General features: G+C 24.3%; 23 protein-coding genes. 6 read left to right on the top strand and 17 right to left on the bottom strand.

Annotated features, from left to right (window positions below; genetic code table 11):
* The first annotated feature begins 69 nt into the window (after positions 1–69).
* The 3 genes from carA (at position 70) to folA (ending at position 5,024) form a co-directional block, all read left to right on the top strand.
* Positions 70–1,209 (top strand): glutamine-hydrolyzing carbamoyl-phosphate synthase small subunit, encoded by a 1,140-nt coding sequence (gene carA / locus D9V64_RS00735; RefSeq protein ID WP_410051766.1) that lies wholly within the window; start codon positions 70–72, stop codon positions 1,207–1,209.
* Positions 1,210–1,222: 13 nt separating this feature from the next.
* Positions 1,223–4,453: a carbamoyl-phosphate synthase large subunit gene (gene carB / locus D9V64_RS00730; protein ID WP_158366348.1), complete on the top strand. Its 3,231-nt coding sequence runs from the start codon at positions 1,223–1,225 to the stop codon at positions 4,451–4,453.
* 73 nt (positions 4,454–4,526) lie between these two features.
* Entirely contained in the window at positions 4,527–5,024 is a 498-nt protein-coding gene (folA, locus tag D9V64_RS00725; protein ID WP_158366346.1) for a type 3 dihydrofolate reductase, read from the top strand.
* 28 nt (positions 5,025–5,052) lie between these two features.
* Here the strand turns inward: folA and D9V64_RS00720 are convergent, their stop codons facing one another.
* From D9V64_RS00720 to D9V64_RS00710, 3 genes are all read right to left on the bottom strand, one after another.
* On the bottom strand, positions 5,053–5,865 hold the full coding sequence (locus D9V64_RS00720; protein ID WP_158366344.1) for a symmetrical bis(5'-nucleosyl)-tetraphosphatase: 813 nt from the start codon (positions 5,863–5,865) through the stop codon (positions 5,053–5,055).
* Between the two features lie 32 nt (positions 5,866–5,897).
* A complete protein-coding gene (rsmA, locus tag D9V64_RS00715; protein ID WP_158366342.1) occupies positions 5,898–6,713 on the bottom strand; it encodes a 16S rRNA (adenine(1518)-N(6)/adenine(1519)-N(6))-dimethyltransferase RsmA in 816 nt (271 codons plus the stop codon).
* 63 nt (positions 6,714–6,776) lie between these two features.
* Complete coding sequence (locus D9V64_RS00710) at positions 6,777–8,078, bottom strand: peptidylprolyl isomerase (protein WP_158366340.1); 1,302 nt, start codon at positions 8,076–8,078, stop codon at positions 6,777–6,779.
* A 225-nt stretch (positions 8,079–8,303) separates the two neighbouring features.
* Here D9V64_RS00710 and D9V64_RS00705 point away from each other — a divergent pair, with 225 nt between their 5' ends.
* Entirely contained in the window at positions 8,304–9,062 is a 759-nt protein-coding gene (locus D9V64_RS00705; RefSeq protein ID WP_158366338.1) for a DedA family protein, read from the top strand.
* A 14-nt stretch (positions 9,063–9,076) separates the two neighbouring features.
* On the opposite strand, the gene rplY is transcribed toward D9V64_RS00705, so the two are convergent.
* The 3 genes from rplY to folE form a co-directional block, all read right to left on the bottom strand.
* Positions 9,077–9,361, bottom strand: coding sequence for a 50S ribosomal protein L25 (rplY, locus tag D9V64_RS00700; RefSeq protein WP_158366336.1), 285 nt, complete (start codon positions 9,359–9,361; stop codon positions 9,077–9,079).
* A 32-nt stretch (positions 9,362–9,393) separates the two neighbouring features.
* Positions 9,394–10,233 (bottom strand): deoxyribonuclease IV, encoded by an 840-nt coding sequence (gene nfo, locus D9V64_RS00695; protein WP_158366334.1) that lies wholly within the window; start codon positions 10,231–10,233, stop codon positions 9,394–9,396.
* A gap of 115 nt (positions 10,234–10,348) precedes the next feature.
* Positions 10,349–11,011, bottom strand: a complete 663-nt coding sequence (gene folE, locus D9V64_RS00690) for a GTP cyclohydrolase I FolE (RefSeq protein ID WP_158366331.1) — start codon at positions 11,009–11,011, stop codon at positions 10,349–10,351.
* Positions 11,012–11,171: 160 nt separating this feature from the next.
* Between folE and glyQ the strand changes: the two genes are divergently transcribed.
* Both glyQ and glyS read left to right on the top strand, forming a co-directional pair.
* Positions 11,172–12,050, top strand: coding sequence for a glycine--tRNA ligase subunit alpha (glyQ, locus tag D9V64_RS00685; RefSeq protein WP_158366329.1), 879 nt, complete (start codon positions 11,172–11,174; stop codon positions 12,048–12,050).
* A gap of 30 nt (positions 12,051–12,080) precedes the next feature.
* Positions 12,081–14,147: a glycine--tRNA ligase subunit beta gene (gene glyS / locus D9V64_RS00680; protein ID WP_261979783.1), complete on the top strand. Its 2,067-nt coding sequence runs from the start codon at positions 12,081–12,083 to the stop codon at positions 14,145–14,147.
* A gap of 25 nt (positions 14,148–14,172) precedes the next feature.
* Here the strand turns inward: glyS and yajC are convergent, their stop codons facing one another.
* The 11 genes from yajC to D9V64_RS00625 form a co-directional block, all read right to left on the bottom strand.
* On the bottom strand, positions 14,173–14,517 hold the full coding sequence (gene yajC, locus D9V64_RS00675) for a preprotein translocase subunit YajC (RefSeq protein ID WP_158366325.1): 345 nt from the start codon (positions 14,515–14,517) through the stop codon (positions 14,173–14,175).
* 38 nt (positions 14,518–14,555) lie between these two features.
* Entirely contained in the window at positions 14,556–15,659 is a 1,104-nt protein-coding gene (tgt, locus tag D9V64_RS00670) for a tRNA guanosine(34) transglycosylase Tgt (protein WP_158366323.1), read from the bottom strand.
* 36 nt (positions 15,660–15,695) lie between these two features.
* A complete protein-coding gene (gene queA, locus D9V64_RS00665; protein WP_158366321.1) occupies positions 15,696–16,769 on the bottom strand; it encodes a tRNA preQ1(34) S-adenosylmethionine ribosyltransferase-isomerase QueA in 1,074 nt (357 codons plus the stop codon).
* Between the two features lie 34 nt (positions 16,770–16,803).
* Positions 16,804–17,106 (bottom strand): integration host factor subunit alpha, encoded by a 303-nt coding sequence (locus tag D9V64_RS00660; protein ID WP_158366320.1) that lies wholly within the window; start codon positions 17,104–17,106, stop codon positions 16,804–16,806.
* A gap of 4 nt (positions 17,107–17,110) precedes the next feature.
* Positions 17,111–19,513, bottom strand: coding sequence for a phenylalanine--tRNA ligase subunit beta (pheT, locus tag D9V64_RS00655; protein ID WP_158366319.1), 2,403 nt, complete (start codon positions 19,511–19,513; stop codon positions 17,111–17,113).
* 9 nt (positions 19,514–19,522) lie between these two features.
* On the bottom strand, positions 19,523–20,512 hold the full coding sequence (pheS, locus tag D9V64_RS00650; protein ID WP_158366318.1) for a phenylalanine--tRNA ligase subunit alpha: 990 nt from the start codon (positions 20,510–20,512) through the stop codon (positions 19,523–19,525).
* A 237-nt stretch (positions 20,513–20,749) separates the two neighbouring features.
* A complete protein-coding gene (gene rplT, locus D9V64_RS00645) occupies positions 20,750–21,106 on the bottom strand; it encodes a 50S ribosomal protein L20 (protein WP_158366317.1) in 357 nt (118 codons plus the stop codon).
* A 41-nt stretch (positions 21,107–21,147) separates the two neighbouring features.
* Positions 21,148–21,345 (bottom strand): 50S ribosomal protein L35, encoded by a 198-nt coding sequence (gene rpmI / locus D9V64_RS00640; RefSeq protein ID WP_158366316.1) that lies wholly within the window; start codon positions 21,343–21,345, stop codon positions 21,148–21,150.
* A 68-nt stretch (positions 21,346–21,413) separates the two neighbouring features.
* Positions 21,414–21,953, bottom strand: a complete 540-nt coding sequence (gene infC / locus D9V64_RS00635; RefSeq protein ID WP_158366315.1) for a translation initiation factor IF-3 — start codon at positions 21,951–21,953, stop codon at positions 21,414–21,416.
* A 3-nt stretch (positions 21,954–21,956) separates the two neighbouring features.
* Complete coding sequence (thrS, locus tag D9V64_RS00630) at positions 21,957–23,885, bottom strand: threonine--tRNA ligase (RefSeq protein ID WP_158366314.1); 1,929 nt, start codon at positions 23,883–23,885, stop codon at positions 21,957–21,959.
* A gap of 119 nt (positions 23,886–24,004) precedes the next feature.
* Positions 24,005–25,051 (bottom strand): 3-deoxy-7-phosphoheptulonate synthase, encoded by a 1,047-nt coding sequence (locus D9V64_RS00625; RefSeq protein WP_158366313.1) that lies wholly within the window; start codon positions 25,049–25,051, stop codon positions 24,005–24,007.
* Between the last annotated feature and the right edge of the window lie 29 nt (positions 25,052–25,080).

The following is a 25,080-nucleotide window of genomic DNA, read 5'->3' as shown; positions in this document are numbered from 1 at the left end:
AATTTTTCAAAATATTTTACTTATTATTTGTAACTCAATCAATATTAAAAAAATTTTTTGGAGGATGTTTTGGGACAAGAAGCAGTATTAGTTTTAGAAGATGGCACTAGATTTCATGGACGTTCTATTGGAGCTAAAGGAACAACTGTAGGAGAAGTTGTTTTTAACACATCAATTACTGGATACCAAGAAATAATCACTGATCCTTCTTACTCACATCAAATTGTAACACTAACTCATCCTCATATTGGAAACATTGGTACGAATAAAAATGATGAAGAATCCTCTAAAGTCCACATAAGAGGTTTAATCATTCGTGACATGTCTCCTATATCGAGTAATTTTCGTAGTGAAAAAAGCTTTTCTGATTATTTAAAAGAAAATAATATTATCGCAATATCTGATATTGATACAAGAAAATTAACAAGAATTTTACGAACAAAGGGATCACAAAATGGGTGTATTATAGAAAATAAAAAAGAAAACTATATTATAGCACATGAAAAAGCTAAAAATTGCTTAAGTTTACAAGGATTAGATTTAGCTAAAAAAGTAACTACTAAAAATATTTATCATTGGAATCAGGGTAGTTTTAACATTAACAAAAAAAAAACATGTTCTGAAAAAAAAAATATATTCCATATTATTGTATATGATTTTGGTGTCAAACGAAATATATTACGTATGTTAGTAGATCGAGGATGTTATTTAACTATAGTACCTGCTAAAACAAGTTCAAAAACAGTATTAAATTTATCTCCTGACGGAATTTTTTTATCTAATGGACCAGGTGATCCAAGACCGTGTCATTATGCAATTAAATCTATTCAAGATTTTTTAAAAGCTAATATTCCAATGTTTGGCATATGTTTAGGACATCAACTACTCGCATTAGCTAGTGGAGCTAATATTATTAAAATGAAATTCGGTCACCATGGAGGTAATCATCCAGTAAGAGAACTCAAAACAAATCGTGTCATTATTACGTCACAAAATCATAGTTTTACTGTTGATACAAAAGAGATGCCAAATAATATTTCTATAACACATACTTCACTTTTTGATGGTACTCTACAAGGATTATCTCTCACTGATAAACTAGCTTTTAGCTTTCAAGGGCATCCAGAAGCTAGCCCTGGTCCACATGATGCATCCTATTTATTTGATCATTTTATAAAATTACTTAATCAAACAAAACTCAGTAATTAATTAGGGAAAAAAAATGCCTAAATCTACTGATATAAAATCTATCTTAATTCTCGGTGCAGGTCCTATTGTAATTGGACAAGCATGTGAATTTGATTATTCAGGTGCACAAGCATGTAAAGCATTACATGAAGAAGGTTATAAAATTATTCTTGTTAATTCAAATCCTGCTACTATTATGACTGATCCATATATGGCAGATTCTACATATATTGAGCCTATTCACTGGAAAATAGTAAGAAAAATTATAATTAAAGAACGTCCAGATGCATTGCTTCCTACAATGGGGGGTCAAACAGCACTTAATTGTGCTTTAGAACTAAATCGAAGAGGAATACTAAAAAAGTTTAATGTTAAAATTATAGGTGCTACGATTGATGCAATTAATAAGGCAGAAGATAGAAAATTATTTGAATATTCAATGAAAAAAATTAATCTAAAAACTGCAAAATGTGGTATTGCACATAATATTAAAGAAGCATTATCTGTAGTAAAAAATGTAGGATTTCCATGTATTATTAGACCTTCTTTTACCATGGGTGGAAGTGGTGGCGGCATTGCTTATAACCAAGAAGAATTTGAAGAAATTTGTGAAAGAGGATTAAAATTATCTCCTACTACTGAATTATTAATTGATGAATCATTAATCGGTTGGAAAGAATATGAAATGGAAGTTGTACGAGATAAAAACAATAATTGTATTATTGTATGTTCTATTGAAAATTTAGATCCTATGGGAATTCATACCGGGGATTCAATTACTGTAGCTCCAGCACAAACTTTAACTGATAAAGAATACCAGATTATGCGAAATGCATCTATGGCTATTTTAGAAGAAATCGGAGTAGAAACTGGAGGTTCGAATGTACAATTTGCAATTAATCCAAAAAATGGTCGCATGATAGTTATTGAAATGAATCCTAGAGTTTCTCGATCTTCTGCATTAGCATCTAAAGCTACAGGATTTCCAATTGCAAAAATTGCTGCTAAATTAGCAGTAGGATATACATTAGACGAGCTTGCTAATGATATTACAGGTACAAATACAACAGCGTCTTTTGAACCATCAATAGATTATATAGTAACTAAAATACCCAGATTTAATTTTGAAAAATTTTTAGGATGTAATGATAGATTGACTACTCAAATGAAATCTGTTGGAGAAGTAATGGCAATAGGAAGAACCTTTCAGGAGTCAATCCAAAAAGCTATTCGGGGATTAGAAATTGGAGTAAGTGGCTTCAATTCTAAAATATCTATATCAGATCCAAAATGTTTAATAAAAATTAGACATGAACTAAAAGAAGCCGGTGCAGACAGAATTTGGTATATCGGTGATGCATTTAGATTAGGAATGTCTATAGACGATGTTTTTGAATTAACATCTATTGATCCTTGGTTTCTCATACAAATTCAAGAAATAATTATTTTAGAAGAAAAAATTAAAAAAAATGGATTTATCGGGTTAAGTTATAAATTTTTATATTTTATTAAAAGAAAAGGTTTTTCAGATTTACGCATAGCAATATTAACAAATAAAAAAGAAAATGACATACGTAATCTTCGATATAAATTAAAATTACATCCTGTTTATAAAAGAATTGATACATGTTCAGCTGAATTTTCCACTGAAACAGCGTATATGTATTCTACCTGGGAAGATGAATGTGAAGCAAATCCGACAAAGAATAATAAAAAAATTATTATAATAGGAGGGGGTCCTAACAGAATAGGACAAGGAATAGAATTTGATTATTGTTGTGTACATGCTGCACAAGCATTAAGAGAAGATGGTTTTGAAGCAATTATGATTAATTGTAATCCAGAAACAGTATCTACAGATTATGATATATCTGACAGACTCTACTTTGAACCTATTACATTAGAAAATGTTTTAGAAATAGTTAAAATCGAACAACCTTACGGAGTAATTATTCAATATGGTGGACAAACACCATTAAAATTAGCAAAGGCGTTTGAAAAAGAAGGAATACCAATCATTGGAACTAAACCAGATTCTATTGATAAAGCAGAAGATCGTAATCGTTTTCAAAAAATTGTAACAAAATTAAATTTAAAACAACCTTTAAACGCTACTGTTTTAAATTTAAAAGAAGCTCATCAAAAAGCATTTCAAATTGGCTACCCTATTATGGTTCGACCATCTTATGTATTAGGGGGTAGAGCAATGGAAATTGTTTATGAACCATCTGAATTAGATCAATATTTTAAAACAACACTAAAAGAAAAAAATACTACTCCAATTTTACTAGATCAATATTTAAATTATGCAACAGAAGTTGATGTTGATGCTATCTGTGATGGAAAAACAGTATTAATAGGAGGTATTATGGAACACATTGAACAAGCCGGAGTACATTCTGGAGATTCAGCATGTTCTTTACCAGCATATACATTAACAAGAAAAATTCAAGATAAAATTAGAAAACAAGTTAAAAAATTAGCATTTGAATTATCTGTAAAGGGATTAATGAATGTCCAATTTGCAATTAAAAATAATGAAATATATATTCTTGAAGTAAATCCAAGAGCTGCTCGAACAGTTCCATTTGTATCAAAAGCGACAGGATTGGCACTTGCAAAAATTTCTGTACGTGTTATGTGTGGTAAAAAATTAGACGAACAAGGTTTCACAAAAGAAATTATTCCATCGTTCTTTTCAGTCAAAGAAGCTGTTTTACCTTTTGACAAATTTCAAGGTGTTGATCCTATATTGGGACCAGAAATGAGATCTACAGGGGAAGTAATGGGCATTGGAAAAAATTTTTCAGAAGCATTTTCTAAAGCTATGCTTGGCGCTCATACTAACATGAAAAAATCAGGACGTGTATTGCTATCAGTACGAGATAATGATAAAAAAAATATTGTAAATTTAGCAGTCAAATTACAAAAGTTTGGATTTAAAATTGATGCTACTAGAGGTACTTCTAAAGCCTTAAAAAAATCTGGAATTATTTCTAGATTAGTAAATAAAGTATATGAAGGTAGACCTCATATACAAGATCGTTTGAAAAATGGAGAGTACGCATATATTGTAAATACAACATCATGTCATCAAGGTATGAAGGATGCAAAATTAATCTGCCGAAGTGCTTTACAATATAGGGTTCACTATGATACAACTATTAATGGTGCATTCGCTACAGTAATGGCGTTGAATGAAGACCCAATAAAAAATATTATATCATTACAAGAAATTCATAAAAAAATAAATTTAAAACATTAAACTTATTTTAAATAAAATACTTTTTATAAATATGTTGTAAAACATATTTATAACTCTTAAAAATTTTAATGACATGAAAATTAGTTTAATAGCAGCTATTTCTAATAATTTAGTTATTGGTAACAAAAATAAAATACCTTGGAAACTCCCAGAAGATTTAAAATGGTTTAAAAAAAACACAATATATAAAAATATTATTATGGGACGTTTAACTTGGGAATCTCTCATCAATGCTTTACCTGCGCGAAATAACATAGTTATTAGTCGAAAAAAAATAATTAACAAAAATGTTATATGGGTAAATTCAATTAATAATGCTATAATCTCCACTGTATACTCAAAATATAATCAAAATGAAGAAATCATGATTATTGGAGGAGGTAAAATATATAAACAAATGTTGTTTTATGCTAATAAATTATATTTAACTCATGTAAATTGTAATATTATTGGAGATTCTTATTTTCCAAAATACAAATTATTTAAAAATTGGAAAACAATATTTAAGCAAAATTTTTTTAAAGATAGCCAACATGATTATGATTTCTGTTTCGAAATATTAGTTAGATAGATAGTCATTAAATATTTATGTTATGTATTCATCTTTGATAAGATTGATGGAAATATTTTTTATCTTCCCATCGTAATATTGATAATTCTCCACCCCAACAGCACCCATGATCTAATGGAAAAAATTGAGATGGTACATTTGTTCCCTTCAAAGATGACCAATGTCCAAAAATAATAGAATATTTTTTTATATATTCATTTGATATAAGAAACCATGGTAATAATGGATATTTAACGATGCTAGGAGATTGTTTACATGTAAGATTTAACTTTCCATCAGGATAACAATATCTTATACGTGTAAAAACATTAATACCATATCGTAATTGATCAATTTTTTTGTAATTAGAATCCCAATAACTTATTTTGTTATTTAAAACAGACTTTAAAAATAAAGGGTAATTATTACTTAATAAACATGCTTCAATTTCTAAAGAACATTCTTGAGCTACTTGTAAATTTAATTGAGGACTTATTCCTGCATGTACCATAATAATTTTTTGTTTTTTATCAATTTTTAAAATAGATTGAGAACGTAACCAATTAATTAATTGATCACTATCGTGAGCAGATAAAAAATCATCGAAATAATTTTCTTTTTTATTTTTTTGAATACCAGAATAAACTGCAATTAAATTTAGATCATGATTTCCAAGTACTACTTTTATCCTATCTTTTATAGAATATAAATACCTCATAACCTCTAATGAATTTCTTCCCCTCGAAACTAAATCACCTGCAATCCATAAATAATCATTATTAATATTAAAATGTGATTTTTTTAAAAGTAGTTTTAATTCTTTATAACAACCATGAATATCACTAATAAAATAAATGCTCATTTTATTTCTCTTAAAGTATAAGTAATATATATTCAAATAGAAATAGACTTGCAATATATATTATTTTCTATGATGTAATTAGATAACTGACAGTATTGCAATATAGAAATATTTTCTGGTCTTTCTTGTGGATTAATATTTAATGTTGTTAAAACTTTTTCAGAAAATAATTTCCCTAAACTATTTTTTAATATTTTTCTACGTTTTTGAAAAGCTAAATTTGTAATATAACTAAGAACTTTTACATTATGAGTGAAATAAGGATAAAAATTAGTATAAGGCGTTAAATTTAAAAATATTGAATCTACTTTAGGAACTGGTCTAAAACATTTCGGTGAAACGTCTAATAATATTTTTATATTACAGTAATATTGAGCAATAATACTCAAACGACCATATGATTTACTTCCCGGTAGGGCAACTAAGCGTTCAGCAACTTCTTTTTGTAACATAAAATTCATATCTTTAATAATTTTAATATTTTTAAATAAATTTAATATTAAAGACGTAGCGACATGATATGGTAAATTACCAAAAACCCGAATTAATCTATCTTTTTTATTAAACAATTTTAAATAATTAAATTTTACAGCATCTTGATAAAATATTATCAATTTTGAGTAAAATGAACATTTTTTTAATCTTTCTAATAAATATTTATCGATTTCAATTACAATTAATTCATCTATTAAATTACAAACAGGTCGAGTTAATGCAGCAAGTCCTGGACCAATTTCAACTAATATTTCATTTAATTGCGGATTAATAAATTCAACTATTTTTTTAACTATAGAAGAATCTATAAGAAAATTTTGACTAAATTTTTTTAGGGGAATATGTTTTCTCATTTAAATTTTTATTAATTTTAATATTATAGAATTTGTTAAAATTTTTATGATCAATTTAATAATTTAAAAAATATTTATATATGATGAATTTTTGAGTTTGTTAATCCAATTAATTTTTTCTAATTTTATTTTACGTTGTAATAAAGTTTCATAGATTTTTTCTTTTTCTAATTTCCAATGCTCATTTATTCGACGTTTTTTTAATAATTTAATTATATGCCATCCAAATTTAGATTTAATTGGTTTGCTAATTTCATTTTCATTTAGATTTTTTAAAGTATTTTTAAAAGAACGATCAAATGATTTATTTGAAATCCAGCCTAAATCGCCTTTTTTATGAGATGAATTAATATCATGAGAGAAATTGCTTACAGCATATTCAAAGCTATAATGTTTTGTTTTTATATCATTATAAATTGCAAAAATATCTTTTTTTGCTTGTTCATCACTTAAAATAGTTGAAGGATGTACTAAACAGTGCTGAATATGAAATTCAGTGGTAGTTTTGTTAGTTTTGTTTAAACTATTATTTTTAATATTCTCAACTTTTACAATATACCAACCTTTTTTACCTAAAATAGGACCTAATACTTCATTTCTTTTAGAAATATATAATTTATTAGAAAATAATTTTTTTAAACCTTTTAAAGGTTTTAATGATATATTTTCTGTTAAAAAAACATTTTTATTTTTCTTGAAATTTTCATAAAAATCATCAAAATTAGAATTATCATTAATAACTTTAAATAGATTATTAACTAGTATTTTTTTATTTTTAATTAATTTAGAATTTTCTTTTTTTAAAAAAGGTAAAACAATACACTTTAAACTAACTTTTTTAAGATCGTTTTGTTCTTTTATTTTATTATGTAGTAAAAAATATATTTCTTTTTTAGTGATATGAATACTATTTTTTAATATATAATCTTGTAATATTTTAATTTTCAATGATTTTTTAATATTTTTTATATAATCTTCATAATTAAAAAAATCATTGGTATTATTTTTGATAATATTTTTTTTAAATTCATCAAAAGTAATATGGTTTTTAAAAGCAATATTTCTAAGCATATTATCTACTTGATCATTAGAAACTATAATATTGAATTTCTTTGCTTCTTCTAAAATCAATGTATCTATAATTAATTTCTCTAATATTTTATCTGTTAAAAAATTAATTTTTAAAGGTACCGTAATAATGTTTTTTTCTTGTTTTAGATAAAAAAGAATTTGGTTGATATCACTATTTAATATAACTTGATTATTTACAACAGCAACAATTTTATCAATTTCAAAATTTTTCGAAAAACAATTTGAAAAAAAAATTGAAAATAAATATAAAATTAAAATAAAAAACACTCTCATTGTTATTCTTCTTTATTTTTAAATTTTTTATTATAACGAGTTTACTATCATAATGATATTCTAATACATAATTTTTTATCTTCAAAAAAATTTTTAAATTTATTAACTGTTAATAATAAAATTTAAAATATTTTCTTGAGATTTTTTAAAAAAAAATATAAAGTGTAAATAGAAAACTTAAAAAATAATATATTAAAATTAATATAAAATAAAAAATGGATATTTATGGAATATTGGTTAACAACTTTAATAACACATTCTTTAATATATTCACTATGTATAGTAGGCATAGTTTCTTTTTTAGAATCTCTTGCATTGATTGGACTATTACTTCCTGGAATAGTATTCATGGCAACATTAGGTACATTCATCGGTAATGGGAAATTACTCTTTTACCCCTGTTGGATGGCTGGAATTATAGGATGTTTATTAGGAGATTGGTTATCATATTATATTGGACTATACTTTAAAAATTGGCTATATAATCTTTCTTTTTTAAAAAAACATCATAAAATACTTGAAAAAACTACAGTTTTATTGCATAAACATAGTATGTTGACAATACTAATTGGCCGTTTTATAGGTCCAACTAGACCACTGGTTCCTATGGTTTCAGGTATGTTAAAATTACCATTAAAAAAATTTATTTTACCTAGTTTAATAGGTTGTATATTATGGCCTCCAGTATATTTTTTCCCTGGAATTATTGCAGGTGTAACGATTAATATACCTACAAATTCTGACAATAATAATTTTAAATGGTTCCTATTAATTATTGCTATTTTAATCTGGATCGGAGTGTGGTTATCATTAAAATGGTGGAAAATAAGAAAAATAAAAAACAAAGATAATATGAATATTTTTCAAAAAAACATTGGATATATATCATTAATAATCCTAACATGCGGATTTATTGGATTGATATTAATACAATTTCATCCAACAATGTTAATTTTTAGAAAAGTTTTATCAACTATACTATAGTATTTTAAAAAAAATTAAATATATAAAAAATCAATATGTAATAATTTTAATTTAAATACGTGCCGTTGAACTGATTGTACTTTAACTTTATATTCTCTATTATTAATTAACAATAACAATGTTTTATTATAAAAATCAATTTTTTTTTGAAGATTAAAAACAGAATTATGATCTAATGTCAAAGATATAGAATGTTTATTTAAACCATACAAAATACCAGGCAATTTATTTTTAAAACGTAATTTTCTACTAAAACTTTTTCCTTTTTTTTCTCTTATTTCTGCATTAATAACTAACATAATATATCCTCTGTATACATAAAAATATTAATTTATTTTAATGATTTTAACCAGCTAATTTCTTTATCCCATATTTTAGGATTGCTAGTTTCCAATATCATGGGTATTTCTTGAAAATTTTTATTCATAACAATCCATTCAAAAACAAATGTTCCAATTTTTCCTAATCCTAAACTTTCATGTCGATCAATACGACTATTAAAATCTCGTTTCGAATCATTTAAATGAAAACCTTTTAAATATTTCAACTCTACTAAATTAAAAAATTTATCAAATGTATTTTCACAATTTTCTTTTGTTCTTAAATCATATCCTGCTGAAAACATATGACAAGTATCAAGGCAAACTCCAACTCTAGATTGATCATCTATTTTATTGATAATATCAGATAAATGCTCAAAACGATATCCAACATTAGTACCTTGTCCTGCAGTATTTTCTATAACAGCTACTACATTTTTTGTTTTATCTAAAGCTATGTTAATTGAATCAGAAATTCTTGATAAACAATTTTTTTCTGAAATTTGATTTAAATGACTACCTGGATGAAAATTTAAAAAACGTAATCCCAATTCATCACAACGATTTATTTCATTAATTAATGCTACACGAGATTTATTTAATAAATGATCATCAGGATGACCTAAATTAATTAAATAACTACTATGAGGTAAAATTTTTTTAAAAGAGAAATTATATTTAATACAAGCTTTTTTAAAATTATCTATATCTATTGTATTTAAAGGAATTGAAGACCATTGCAACTGATTTTTAGTAAAAAACGAAAAAGTTGTAGATTTTAATTGAAATGCTCGAAATACTGCTTTTTCTAAACCACCAGCAGAACTAACATGAGCACCAATATATTTCATATTATTTTCCATTAAATTTTATGATAATAAAAATTAATTCAAATATTAAAATTTTTGTAAATTTAAAATATATAATACTGAAAAATAACGTTTTAATCAATCAAATATATTTATTTTACATATTATTTTTTAAGAAAAATTCATCACGAACACTTTTTTTTGTTTTAAACCAACCTTCTAAACATGAAGTAATTGTAACACTATTAACATCACATACACCACGTGCTTTAACACAAAAATGATCCATATGAACAATAATTGCAACATCTTTAGTTTCAAGTAAAATTTGTAAGACTACTAAGATTTGTTTAGTCAAACGTTCTTGAATTTGTGGTCGTTTTGAATAAAATTGTACAATTCTATTTATTTTTGATAATCCGATAATTTTTTTTTTAGGAATATATGCAATAGTAGCTTTCCCGTATATAGTGATAAAATGATGTTCACAAGTACTTATTAATATAATATCACGAATAAGAATCATATCATTAGATTTTATTATATTATCTATTAAAGTAATCTTCGGAAAATTTTTATAATCTAAACCTGAAAAAATTTCATTATTATACATTTTTGATATTCGAGTAGGAGTTTGTTTTAAACTATCATTTTTTACGTCTAAATTTAAAACACACATGATTTTATATATATATTTAGCAATTAATAATTCTCTTTCTTTTTCTTTTATATCATTGTATTCTTTTAAAATAGGATTTTCTAGTCCTTTTGATAATAAAGCACTACGTACTAAAAGAGCTTCTTTACTAATTTTAATCATGTTTAAAATTCTCCTTAAATGTTGAAAATTATATTTTTCAAAAACTCTTTATAAAATATATAGATTATAAATATCATTATATATAATATAGTTATATATAATATAGTTATATATAATATATATATCATAATAAAAACAATGTGCTTCTTAAAGGTATAGAATGCAAAATTATCAGAATACTTTTTATAACTTGGTTCAAACGCTGAAAAAATACTGGAAAAAACAAGAATGTACTATTTTTCAACCATTAGATTTACCAATAGGAGCAGGAACATTCCATAATGTAACATTTTTTGGTGCACTTGGAAGTAAACCTATTAAAGCAGCTTATATACAATGTTGTCGACGTCCAACGGACGGTCGATATGGACAAAATCCAAATCGTTTACAAAATTACTACCAATTTCAAGTTATTATTAAACCTCCTGTCGAAAATATTCAAAATATGTATTTAGAATCATTAAACTTACTTAAAATAGATGAAAAAAATAATGATATACGTTTTATAGAAGATAATTGGGAAAATCCAACATTAGGTGCATGGGGTATTGGATGGGAAGTTTGGCTTAATGGAATGGAAATTACCCAATTTACTTACTTTCAACAAGTGGGAGCAATAGAATGTAATCCTATAACTATAGAAATTACCTATGGATTAGAAAGAATAGCAATGCACATCCAAAATAAATCAAATGTATATGATTTAACTTGGGATTCAAACAACTTCCAAACCATTACTTATGGTGATATTTTTAAAAAAAATGAAATAGAACAATCAAAATACAATTTTGAATATTCAAATATTAATTTATTATTTGAATATTTTGATAAATATATATTAGAAGCAGATAGTTTAATAAACTTAAAAGAACCATTACTATTAGTAGGATATGAAAAAATATTACAAGCAAATCATATATTTAACTTATTAGATTCTAGAAAAGCCATATCTTCTAGTGAACGACAAAATTATATTTTAAAGATTCGAAAAATAACTAAAAACATAGCCAAAAAATATTTAGATTCAATACAAAATTAAAATTTTCGTTAAATTAAAAAGAGCAAAATAATGAAACAAACATTTTTAGTTGAAATAGGAACAGAAGAATTACCCGCTAAAATATTACATAACTTGATTATTTTATTTTATGAAAACTTCATTAATGAATTAAAATCATGTCACATCAAATACAAAAAAATTGATTATTTCGCTACTCCTAGAAGATTAGCATTAAAAATTTTAGATATTGATACTTCTGAAAAAACAAAAATAATTCTTAAAAAAGGGCCTTCTTTAAAAAACGCTTTTAATGAAGATGGAAATCCAACAAAATTTGCACATTCTTGGGCTAATCATCTTGGAATTAAATTAAATATAGCAAAAAAATTAAAAAATGAAAAAGGTGAATGGCTTGTATATTATGAAAAACAAAAACAAGAAAAAATTGAAATATTACTTCCTAAAATGACAGAAAAAGCATTAAAAAAAATTAATGTCAAAAATTTAATGCGATGGGATGAAAATAATAGTAAATTCTTTCGTCCTATTCGAAATATTTTAATGATGTTAGATGATAGAAAAATTGACAATAAAATTTTTAATATTAACTCTACAAATAAACTTCACAATCATCTTTCATATAAAGAAAAAAAAATATATCTTAATCATGTTCAAGAATATCCATTTATATTATTTGAGCATAGTTACATAATTGCTGAATATGAGGCACGTAAAGAAAAAATTAAAAAAGAAATAAAAGAAATTGCTAAAAAGATGAATGGATATATTAAAATAAACTATTCACTGCTAGAGGAAATAAATTCAATAGTTGAATCTCCAAAAGCTTTTTTAGGTACTTTTGAAATAGATTATATTAAATGTATACCTAGTGAAATTCTGATTTATATCATAGAAAAACAACAAAAATGTTTTACAATATACAAAGATGAAAAAATTTTACCAAATTTTATTTTTATAACTAATATTACACCAAAAAATAACAGTCATATTATATATGGGTATGAAAAAGTTATGAAATCCAGACTATCTGATATATTGTTTTTTTTAAAAAAAGACAACCAAAAAAAATTATTAGATTATCTGCCATTATTAAAAAAAGTTTTATTTTATAAAAATTTAGGAACATTATATGATAAAACTATGCGATTAAAATCTCTTGTAAACATAATATCCCCAAATAGCAATAAAGCGAACTTAACAAAAGCTGCAATTTTATCAAAATGTGATCTTATTACAGATATGGTGTGCGAATTTCCAGATTTACAAGGAATAATTGGAATGTATTATGCTTTAAAAAATCAAGAAAAATATGAAATTGCTTTATCTATCAAAGAACAATATTTACCGTCTTTTTCTGAAGACACACTCCCATCTAGTATAATTGGATGCATATTATCAATTGCTGATAAAATAGATACTTTATGTGGTATGTTTTCAATTAATCAAATACCATTATCAAATAAAGATCCATTCGGTTTAAGAAGAATGACACTAGGTATAATACGTATTATTATTAATAAAAAAATAAATTTAGATTTAAATTTTTTAATTTTTAATAGTCTTAAAATTTATAATAAAATAAATTTAGATTATATATTAATATCTAATAAGATTATAAAATTTTTTAAATTAAGACTATTATCATTTTATCAAAAAAAGGGATATAATACCAAAGTTATTCAATCAGTGTTATTTTCTGAAACAACAGAAATTTTAGATATAGATCAAAGGATTATGGCAATATCAGATTTTAAAAAACAAGAATCTTCACAATCAACTTTTTTAATAATTAAAAGAGTATCTAATTTATTAAAAATATATAATAAAGATTTAAACAATATTAAAATTAATATTAATTTAATGCAAAAAGAAGAAGAGAAAAACCTACTTAAATCAATACAAAAATTTAAAAATGATACAAAAAAATTATTTATAGAAAAAAATTATAAAATAATTTTATCAAGATTGAAAAAACTTGAAAATCCTATAAATAACTTTTTTAACCAAGTTCAAATAAATCATGACGATCTTAAAATTAAAAACAATAGATTAGTTTTATTAAAAAAACTAGAAAAAATTTTTTTAAAAATAGCAAATTTTTCTTTTTTATATTAAAAAATATTTAATTAAAACTGTTTAATTATTTGCTTTTTTTTAAAGATTCTAAAGTGTTTTTAGGAAGCAATGAAACTATAAAATCTTTTTTTATGAAAACCTCATTTGTATCGTTAAGTTCTAATAAAATATATCCATTTTCTGTGATGTTTTTTACACGACCTAATAAACCACTAGTTGTCATTACTTCATCACCTAAAGAAATTAGTTTCATAAGATTTTTTCGTTCTTTTTCTTTTTTTTGTTGAGGACGAAAAAGCATAAAATAAAAAATTAACAAGAAAACAACTAACATAATAACAAAAGAGTAAGAGCTAGTCTCTATTGGTTGATTAATTGCAGCATTAGCATTTTCAATTAAAATACTCATTTTATAAGATTCCTTAGTATATGTTGATAAATATAAGTTTATTTTTTCTCATTATAAAAATTCAGCATAAAATCATGAAATTTTTTTTCTTTAATTGCATTTCTTATATTCAACATTAATTTTTGATAATAATGTACATTATGTATAGTATTTAAACGAGCTCCTAAAATTTCATTACAAGAATCTAAATGATGCAAATATGATCGCGTATAATTTTTACAAGTATAACAAAGACATGTTTCATCTAATACAGATAAATCATTTTTATATTTTTTATTTCTAATTTTTATTATACCATTAGTTACAAATAAATGTCCATTTCTTGCATTTCTTGTAGGAAGAACACAATCAAACATATCTACACCACGATATACACTTTCTATTAAATCTTCTGGTTTTCCTACTCCCATTAAATATCTTGGTTTATTAATTGGTATTTGAGGAGTGATATGATCTAATATTTTATACATTTCAAATTTAGATTCTCCTACTGCCAAACCACCTATAGCATATCCATCAAAATTCATTTTAACTAATTCACTTAAAGACATATCTCGTAAACTTGGATATATTCCTCCATGAATAATACCAAATAAAAGATGATTATTTTTTTTATGTAAATCAAAATATATTCGACATCTTTTAGACCAATTTAAGGATTTTTCCATTGCATTTTTTGTTTTTTCCCAATCTACGGTATAAGAAATGCACTCGTCAAAAACCATAATAATATTTGATCCTAAATTCAATTGAATTTCCATCGAAAGTTCAGGTGTTAAAAAAAATTTTTTACCATTAATATGATTTTTAAAAATCACTCCTTCTTCATTAATTTTACAAAATTTTGAAAGACTAAAAATTTGAAAACCACCAGAATCAGTAAGTATCGGACCATTCCAATTCATAAAACTATGTAAATTACCATGCAGTTTAATTATATCTTGTCCTGGTCTTAAATATAGGTGTAATGCATTAGCTAAAATAATTTCACTCCCAGTATTTTTAATTTCTTCAGTACTGAGACTTTTTACTGTTCCGTATGTTCCAACAGGCATAAAAACAGGTGTTTCTATACGTCTATTGTTAAAATAAAAAACCCCATGTCTTGCTTGCTTGTCTTGACTTATAACTTGAAATTTCATTTTTTTACCATAATATAAATAAAATTTTATTTTTAATTAGAATTTGTTTATTTTCTCATAAGGAGCTAATTTATTATATGTAATATACATTGCATCACCATAACTAAAAAAACGATATTTTTTTTTAATTGCCTCATAATAAGCATTAATAGTATTTTTATAACCTAAAAAAGAAGATACTAACATTATTAATGTTGATTCTGGAAAATGAAAATTAGTAATCAATGCATCAACAACGTTGTGTTGGTAACCGGGATATATAAAAATATTAGTATTATCTGAATAACTTGTTCTATTATGCCAAGAAATTGAATTATATGCACTTTCTAAAGCTCGTAATGTGGTAGTTCCTACTGCAATTACACGACCTCCATTTTTTTTACATATTTTAATTTTATCAATTAAATCTGAAGAAACATTTACTCGTTCGGTATGCATTATATGTTTTTCTATTTGAATAGTTCTAACAGGTTGAAATGTACCACTTCCTATATGTAAAGTTACAAAACCAATATTGACTTTTTTTTGAAATAACTTTTGTAATAAAGGTAAATCAAAATGCAAACCTGCAGTTGGTGCAGCAATAGAACCTAAGTGTTTTTTATATACGGTTTGATATAAATTTGAATCTAATTTTACATTACTTCTTTTAATATAAGGCGGTAATGGTATGTGTCCAATTTTATTAAAAATATAAATAGATGAAATTTTATTATTAAATTTTATTTCATAAAATGGATCTTTATAATTAATTATACAACCTTTAAATTCGTTAGATTTTCCAAAAAAAATATTTGAATTAACTTTAACTGGATTGGATGATTTGATATATGCAAGTATATTATTATTGTTTAATACTTTTTCAAGTAAAACTTCAACTTTTCCACCACTTTCTTTAAATCCAAATAAACGAGCAGGTAAAACTTCTGTGTTATTAAAAACAACTAAGTCACCAGAATTAATTTCATTAATAATATTGAAAAAAAATTTGTGATCTATTTTACCTGTATGACCATTGATCACCAGTAAACGACACTGACTACGTATACAAGAAGGATAAAATGCTATTAATGATTTTGGTACCTCAAAAGAAAAATTACTAAGTTTCATATTATATTTCTTTTAAAAAATTAAATAAAAAATATTAATATTTAGCTTTTAAAAAACAATGTTCAACACGATTTTTTAATTTTTGACCTGCTTTAAAAGTAACAACTCGTCTTTTTGTAATTATAACTTTTTCACCTGTTTTTGGGTTTCTCCCTGGACGTTCTTTTTTGTTTTTTAATTGAAAATTGCCAAATCCAGATAATTTAACATTTTCTCCATTTTCTAAAGATTTTCTTACTTCTTCAAAAAAAAATTCTACAAAATCTTTTGAAGCACGTTTGGTTAACTTTAACCTTTCAAATAAATTTTCTGAAATTTTAGCTTTTGTTAATACCATAAATTTATTTCCTTAAAATAATTTGAAATTTATTTATTAACGTTTTTATACAATGATCGAGCATTAAATTAATTTCATTTTCTTTTAAAGTTTTTCTTTCATCTTGAAAAGTAAAACTAATTCCTAAACTTTTTTTATTGGAAAATTTATTAGATGAATAAATATCAAAAAGATTAATATTTATTTTTTTATCTAAAAAACAATCTCTACATGTTTTAATAATATCTGAATATAAAATATTCTCTGATACTAATATTGAAATGTCACGACGACTGCTCGGATATTTACAACATTTTTTAACTTTAAATTTGTTGAGTTTCTTAAAATCAAAAATTTCATCAATTAGTAATTCAAATAAAAATATATTGTTATTTAAATCTAACTTTTCTTCTAAAACTGGATCTATCTTACCAAAACTACCAATAAAATTATCATTTAAAAAAATTTTTGCACTTTGATTTGGATGCAATCCTAATACTATTTCATTTTTAATTTCATAATGATTTAGACCACATATTAATTCTAATATAGATTCTATATCACCTTTTAAATCATAAAAATCTACTTTTCTTATTTTAGAAAACCAATTTTCTTTAGTATAAAATCCACTAATTATTCCTCCTAAAAACATTTTTTGGTTGACTCCAAGTTTTTTTTTATCATCTATTAAAAAACATAATCCTCGTTCAAATAAACGAATACTATCTTGTTTTCGATTTATATTATAAGAAAGAGTCTTAATCAAACCAGGCCATAATGATCTTCTCATAGAAGAAAAATCTTTAGAAATAGGATTAGAAATAAGTAATTCTTTATCATTTATTGAAAAAATATTTTTTTGAAAAATTGGATCAATAAATGGATAAGTAATTATTTCATGATAACCTTTATGTATAAGTAACGTAGATAATTGATTTAACATATAATCTTTTTGAAAATCATTTGTTTGTTTAAAAAACTTAAAATTTTCTTTTAATGAAGTTAAGGGAATTTTATTATAATCATACACTCGAAGAATATCACCTATTACATCTTCTTCTATTAATATATCGAATCTCCAAGTGGGTGGTACAACATTTAAATAATCTTGATTTTCCTTTATTTCATATTTAAGACGAAATAAAATATTTAAAATAATTTTAGAATCAATAAAAAAACCAGCTATTTTATTAACATTTTCATAATATAATTTAATTCTATTTTTATTCGTTAAAGAAGTTTTATCTATATAATATGTAATATTGCCTGAATTTCCAGCGCATATTTTCATAATTAATTCTGTAGCATATTCAATTGCATATTTTTGTAAAGATAAATCAATACCATGGTTATAATAATTAAGAATTTTATTAGAACCAAACTTTTTTGTAATATTAAATAAAGATTCTTTGTCTACTGAATATGACATTAAAAATATATTTTTTGTATTTTGATTAACTTCCAAAAAATCAGAATTTAAATTACCAGGTAAAAACAATATTTTTGATTTATCAGAAAATACTAACATTTCTTGATCTAATATTATTTTAAGATTATTTTTTAAATATAAAAATTCTTGTTTATTCGTTTGTCTGATTTGAATACATGTATCTATTTCATCTGCGTTTAATATATTTAATGGTTGACCTATTTCAATTAAAATATAATTAATAATATTAATTATCACATTATCTGATAACATTTCGCACATAAAAAGCTTTTTTTTCATCCAAAATGGAGTGTCAATATTAATATTTATATTATTAATTATTCTTCCAAAAAAATTAATATCTTTTTTTTCAGTATGAACATAAATTGGTAATTTCTTTTGACTTGTAATCGGATTATATTTTTCTTTTAATGGAGATATATTTAAATTATTTATAACTGCTATATTCCGAGCCATTCCTAAAATACTCAATGCATCTGCTCTATTAGGTGGAACATTTACTTTTATAATATTATCTTCTAATAAAAAATAATCATTAACATCCATTCCCAAAGGAGTTTCTTTGGGAAATTCAATAATATTGTTATTATTATTAAATAAACCTAATTCAAAAAAAGAACACAACATTCCTTCAGAATTTTCATCATCAAACTTTTTTAAAGTAATTTTTATATTATTAGGTAATATGCTTCCAATAGTAGCTACTGCTACTTTTATTTTATTGCGACAATTTAAAGCTCCACATAAAATATTTAATAAATTTTTTTTTCCTATATCAACTTTAACTATTTTTAAATTATTTAATTTAGGATGTACAGTGCAAGAAACTATTTTACCAACTACTACACCATTAAATAATGGAGATATTTTATCAATAGACTCGATTTCTATGCCAGAATTAACAATTTGTTTGCTTAAAAGTACGATATCTATTTTAGGATCAACCCATTCAAGTAACCATTTTTCGCTAAATTTCATTTTATCTCACTAAATATATTTAAATTGTTTTATAAACCTTAAATCGTTTTCGAAAAAAGTTCGAATATCTGAAATACCATAACGTAACATAGTCATTCGTTCTACTCCTAATCCAAATGCACAAGCAGAATAAACATTAGAATTAATATTAACATTTTTCAAAACTAGGGGGTGCACCATACCACAACCTAAAATTTCTAACCATTTTTTAGAATCAGTCATAATATCAACTTCGGCAGAAGGCGTAGTAAAAGGAAAATAAGAAGGCCGAAATCTAAGAACAACTTTTTTGTTAAAATAATTATATATAAAATTGTATATAATCCATTTCAGATGAGAAAAATTAATATTTTTTTCAACTATCAAGCCTTCTATTTGATGAAACATAGGTGTATGTGTAGAATCATAATCATTTCTATATACTTTTCCAGGGAAAATAAATCTCATTGGAGGTTTTTCTAATTTCATAATACGAATTTGCATAGTAGAGGTTTGAGTTCTTAATAATCTATTCTTATCTAACCAAAAGGTATCATGACTATCACGTGCAGGATGATTTTTAGGCATATTTAATGCATCAAAATTATGATATTCATCTTCTATTTCAAAACCATTAACTGACTGAAATCCTAATTGATAAAAAAAATTTTTTATACAATTAATAGTATGATTTATAGGATGAATTGAACCATTTTCAAAACGTCGACCTGGTAAAGATATATCAATTTTTTCATTTTCAATACGTTTTTTTAAAATAGATTTATTTAATTCAATTTTTTTTTCATAAATTTTAGATATTGTTTTTTTTTTAATTCTATTAATAATAATACTGTATTCTTTTTTTTCTTCAAAAGAAAAATTTTTTAAATTTCGCATATAATTATTAAAGATACCATTTTTACCTAAGTATTTAATTTTTAATTTATCTAGTATTTCTATACTATTAGCATTGTTAATTTCACTTGTAATAACAACCCATAATTTTTTTAACATTAACATTTTTAACTCTTTCTTTAATATTTTAATTGCATTTTATATTACCAAGATATTAAAAAGCTTCCTTAAAGGAAGCTTGTTTTATTGAATTTTTAAAAATATAAAATATATTGATTATTTCATCTAAAAAATATCATACAAAATTTAAAAATAACTATTTTATAAGTTGAGGGGGAGATGAATTTCCCCTTCTTTTTTTACTAGAAATAATTTATTTGAATTAAATTAATGCTTCTTTTATTAAAGTAATGCTTCTTTTGCTTTTTTAATTAAAATATTAAACGAATTAGTATCAAATATAGCAATATCAGATAATATTTTACGATCAATATTAATAGAAGCTTTTTTCAATCCATAAATAAACTTACTATAAGAAAGTTGACTTTGACGAACAGCAGCATTAATTCTTGTAATCCATAATTGACGAAATTGTCTTTTTCTTTGACGTCTATCACGATAAGCATATTGACCAGCTTTAATTACTGCTTGACATGCTACTCTGTAAATACGAGAACGAGCTCCATAATAACCTTTTGCTTGTTTTAAAACTTTTTTATGACGAGCATGAGCAGTCACGCCGCGTTTTACACGAGCCATTGATACGCTCCCCTGTTCATACAATTTTAGTAAAAATAAATTTATATATAAGGTAAAAATAATTTAACTTTATGCATATCTCCTTTAGACACTAAAATCTTAGGACGAAGATGGCGTTTTTTACTTGTTGTTTTTTTTGTTAAAATATGACGTAAATTTGCTTGTTTACGTTTAAATTTACCAGATGCAGTTTTTTTAAAACGTTTTGCTGCACTTTTTAAAGTTTTAATTTTTGGCATATAATGTTTCTTTTAAATTATAAAAAAGCAATTATATCTTTATTCTTGAATACATCCAGTTAAAATCACTATTTCTTTTTTGGTGCTAAAACCATTATCATTTGCCGACCTTCAATTTTAGATGGAAATGATTCAATAACAGCTAAATCAATTAGATCATTTTTTACCCTATTTAATACATTTACACCTATTTTTTGATGAGCCATTTCACGACCTCTAAACCGTAAAGTGATTTTAACTTTATCACCATCTTCTAAAAAACGGATTAAATTACGTAATTTAACTTGATAATCTCCTTCATCAGTTCCAGGGCGAAATTTAATTTCTTTGACTTGAATAACTTTTTGTTTTTTTTTCTGTTCTTTAGAAGATTTACTTTTTTCATAAAGAAATTTTCCATAATCCATAATACGACAAACTGGAGGTTCTGCATTAGGACTAATTTCTACTAAATCTAAACCTAGTTCTTCAGCTTTTTCTAAAGCTTCACGTAAATTAACGATACCCAATTGATCGCCGTTAACACCTGTAAGACGTACTTTAATTGAACGAATTTCACTGTTAATACGATTTGGTCTTGTTAATTGAGTTCTTTTTCCGACTTTAATACCTTATTCCTCCATTTGAAAAAAACTACGAGTAAATATCTCTTTTTGTAGTTTTTTAATAAAAAAATCAAGATCAATCATTCCAAAATGCTTTCCGTTTCTATTTCTAATAGACACTGTGTTATATTTAATTTCTTTTTCACCACAAATTAATATATATGGAATGTGACGTAAACTATGTTCTCTAATTTTAAATCCTATTTTTTCATTTCTTAAATCTGCTTCAACACGAATATTTATTGAATTAAGTTTTTTAACTATTTTTTGTACATAAGTAGAATGAATACTTTTTATGCTAATTACTACAACTTGTGTTGGAGATAACCAAGTTGGTAATTTACCAGCACATTCTTCTACTAGTATTCCAATAAAACGTTCAATTGAACCTAATATAGCTCGATGAATTATAATAGGAATAGATTTTTCATTATTTTCATTAATATAAAATGCATTTAAACGAATTGGCAAGTAAAAATCAAGCTGAATTGTTCCACATTGCCAGTTTCTATCTAAACAATCTTGTAAAACAAATTCAATTTTAGGACCATAAAAAGCACCTTCTCCAGTTTGATATTCAAACTCTAAATTGTTTTTAATCAAAACATCAGATAGATCTTTTTCTGCTTTATCCCAAATTAAATCATCACCAATACGTTTTTGTGGCCGAGTTGAACATTTTACTATAATCTTTTTAAAATTAAATATACTATATAAATCATATATCATTTTAATACAATTATTTATTTCAAATTGTATTTGTTCTTGAGTACAAAATATATGAGCATCATCTTGAGTAAAATTACGAACTCTCATAAGACCATGTAAAGCCCCTGAAAATTCATTTCTATGACAACTTCCAAATTCCGCCATACGAATAGGTAAATCTCGATAAGATTTTAATCCAATATTAAAAATTTGAACATGTCCAGGACAATTCATGGGTTTAATACAATATTCTCTATTTTCTGATGAAGTAGTAAAAATAGCGTCTTTGTAATTATCCCAGTGACCGCTTTTCCCCCATATTGATTTATCTATTAATAACGGCGTTTTTACTTCTTTATAGTTATATTCTTTTAGTTTTTCACGAACAAAACTTTCTAATTCATTAAAAACAATCCAACCATTATTATGCCAAAAAACCATACCAGGTGACTCATCTTGCATATGATATAATTTTAAATATTTATTAATTTTTCTATGATCTCTTTTTTCTATTTCATTAATATAATTTAAATGTTGATCTAATTCTTCTTGATTTGACCAAGCAGTACCATAAATACGTTGTAACATTTTATTTTTATTATTACCTTTCCAATAAACGCCTCCAATTTTTTGTAATTTAAAATATTTACAAAACTTTATATTAAAAACCTGCATACCAATATCAAAATCTATATAGTTTTCATGATAATACAAAGAAATTACATCATTTTTGAAAAAATTACTTTCTATTAAATCAACTTTATATGTCTGTAATTGTTTTTTAAATTCCTTTAAAGCTTTATCAAAAGATACTTTTTTATTTAAAATATCATATTTTTTATTTAAAAGATCTTTCATTTTTTTTTCTATTAAAATAAGATCTTTTTCTAAAATTCTATTTTTTGTATCAATATCACAATAAAAACCATTATTTATGATTTTACCTTCTACAATTTTAGATAATGGCCATAATGTTTTAATTGAATAATTTAAGAGTTGTATACACGAATGTCTAATAATATTTAATGCAGAAAGATCATTTTTTCTAAAAAATGATATAAAAGCGTCTTCTGTAATTAAAGTATTTAAATTTGAAAAATTACCATTAACAGTAACAGAAATAAGAGACTGAATTATATTAGGATTTTTATGTTTTAAAATTTCTTTTAATGAAATAGAATGCTCATAAATTTCTTTACTTCCATCACAAAATCTTATTACAGGCATTCTGATGAACCTTTTTTTAAAGATTATTTTAAATAATTTATAAAAAATTTAATTTTATAAAATTGAATTTATTTAACTTAATAAAAACATGCTAGTCAAAATTTTGACTAGCATATAAGCTAAAAACGAGTATCTACTGCATCTGCTAATTGTTTAATAATTAAAACACTGTCTTCCCAATTTAAACATGAATCAGTAATTGATTTACCATATATTAATGGTTTATCTTTTAATACCATCTGAGAACCTTCTTCTAAAAAACTTTCAATCATTACACCAAATATATTTTTTGATCCTAATGAAATTTGCTTTGCAACAGAAGTTGCAACATCTTTTTGACGAATATGTTCTTTTAAGCAGTTGCCATGACTAAAATCAATCATTAAATGTTCAGTTAAGTTAAATTCACGTAAATATTTTATTGCTGATTCAATATCTTCAGAATGATAATTTGGAGATTTACCACCTCTCATAATAATATGTCCATATGGATTTCCACTAGTATGATTAATAGTCATTTGTCCATCTTTATTTGGTGCAAAAAATAAATGACGAGCTTTTGAAGCTCTAATAGCATCTATTGCAATACGTATATTACCATCAGTTCCATTTTTAAATCCTACGGGACATGAAAGTGCAGAAGCCATTTCTCTATGAATTTGACTTTCAGTAGTTCTTGCACCAATAGCACCCCAGCTAATTAAATCTGCAATAAATTGACCTACTACTATGTCTAAAAATTCTGTTGCAGCAGGCATTCCTAAAGTATTAATATCTAATAATAATTTACGAGCAACAGAAAGTCCGTGATTCACTCTAAAACTACCATTTAAATCTGGATCTGAAATTAATCCTTTCCAACCTACTACTGTTCTTGGTTTTTCAAAATATGTGCGCATTATAATTTCAAGACGATCTTGATATTTTTTACGTAACTCATTTAATCGATCAGCATATTCAACTGCAGCTATAGGATCATGAACAGAACATGGGCCTATTACAACAAGTAAACGTAAATCTTGACCAGTCATGATGCGGGCAATATTTTTCCTTGTTATAATAACATTATCCATAATTTCTGAAGTAATAGCATATTTTTTTGCTAATTCAGAAGGAGTAATTAATGGATCAATTCGTATTGTACGTAGTTCATCTGTTTTTTTCATTTTATTCTCTAAATGAATTTTTTATCCTA

Source organism: Buchnera aphidicola (Aphis nerii) (assembly GCF_005083105.1).
Lineage (GTDB): Bacteria > Pseudomonadota > Gammaproteobacteria > Enterobacterales > Enterobacteriaceae > Buchnera > Buchnera aphidicola_AS.
This window is presented reverse-complemented; position numbering and strand designations above follow the sequence as displayed.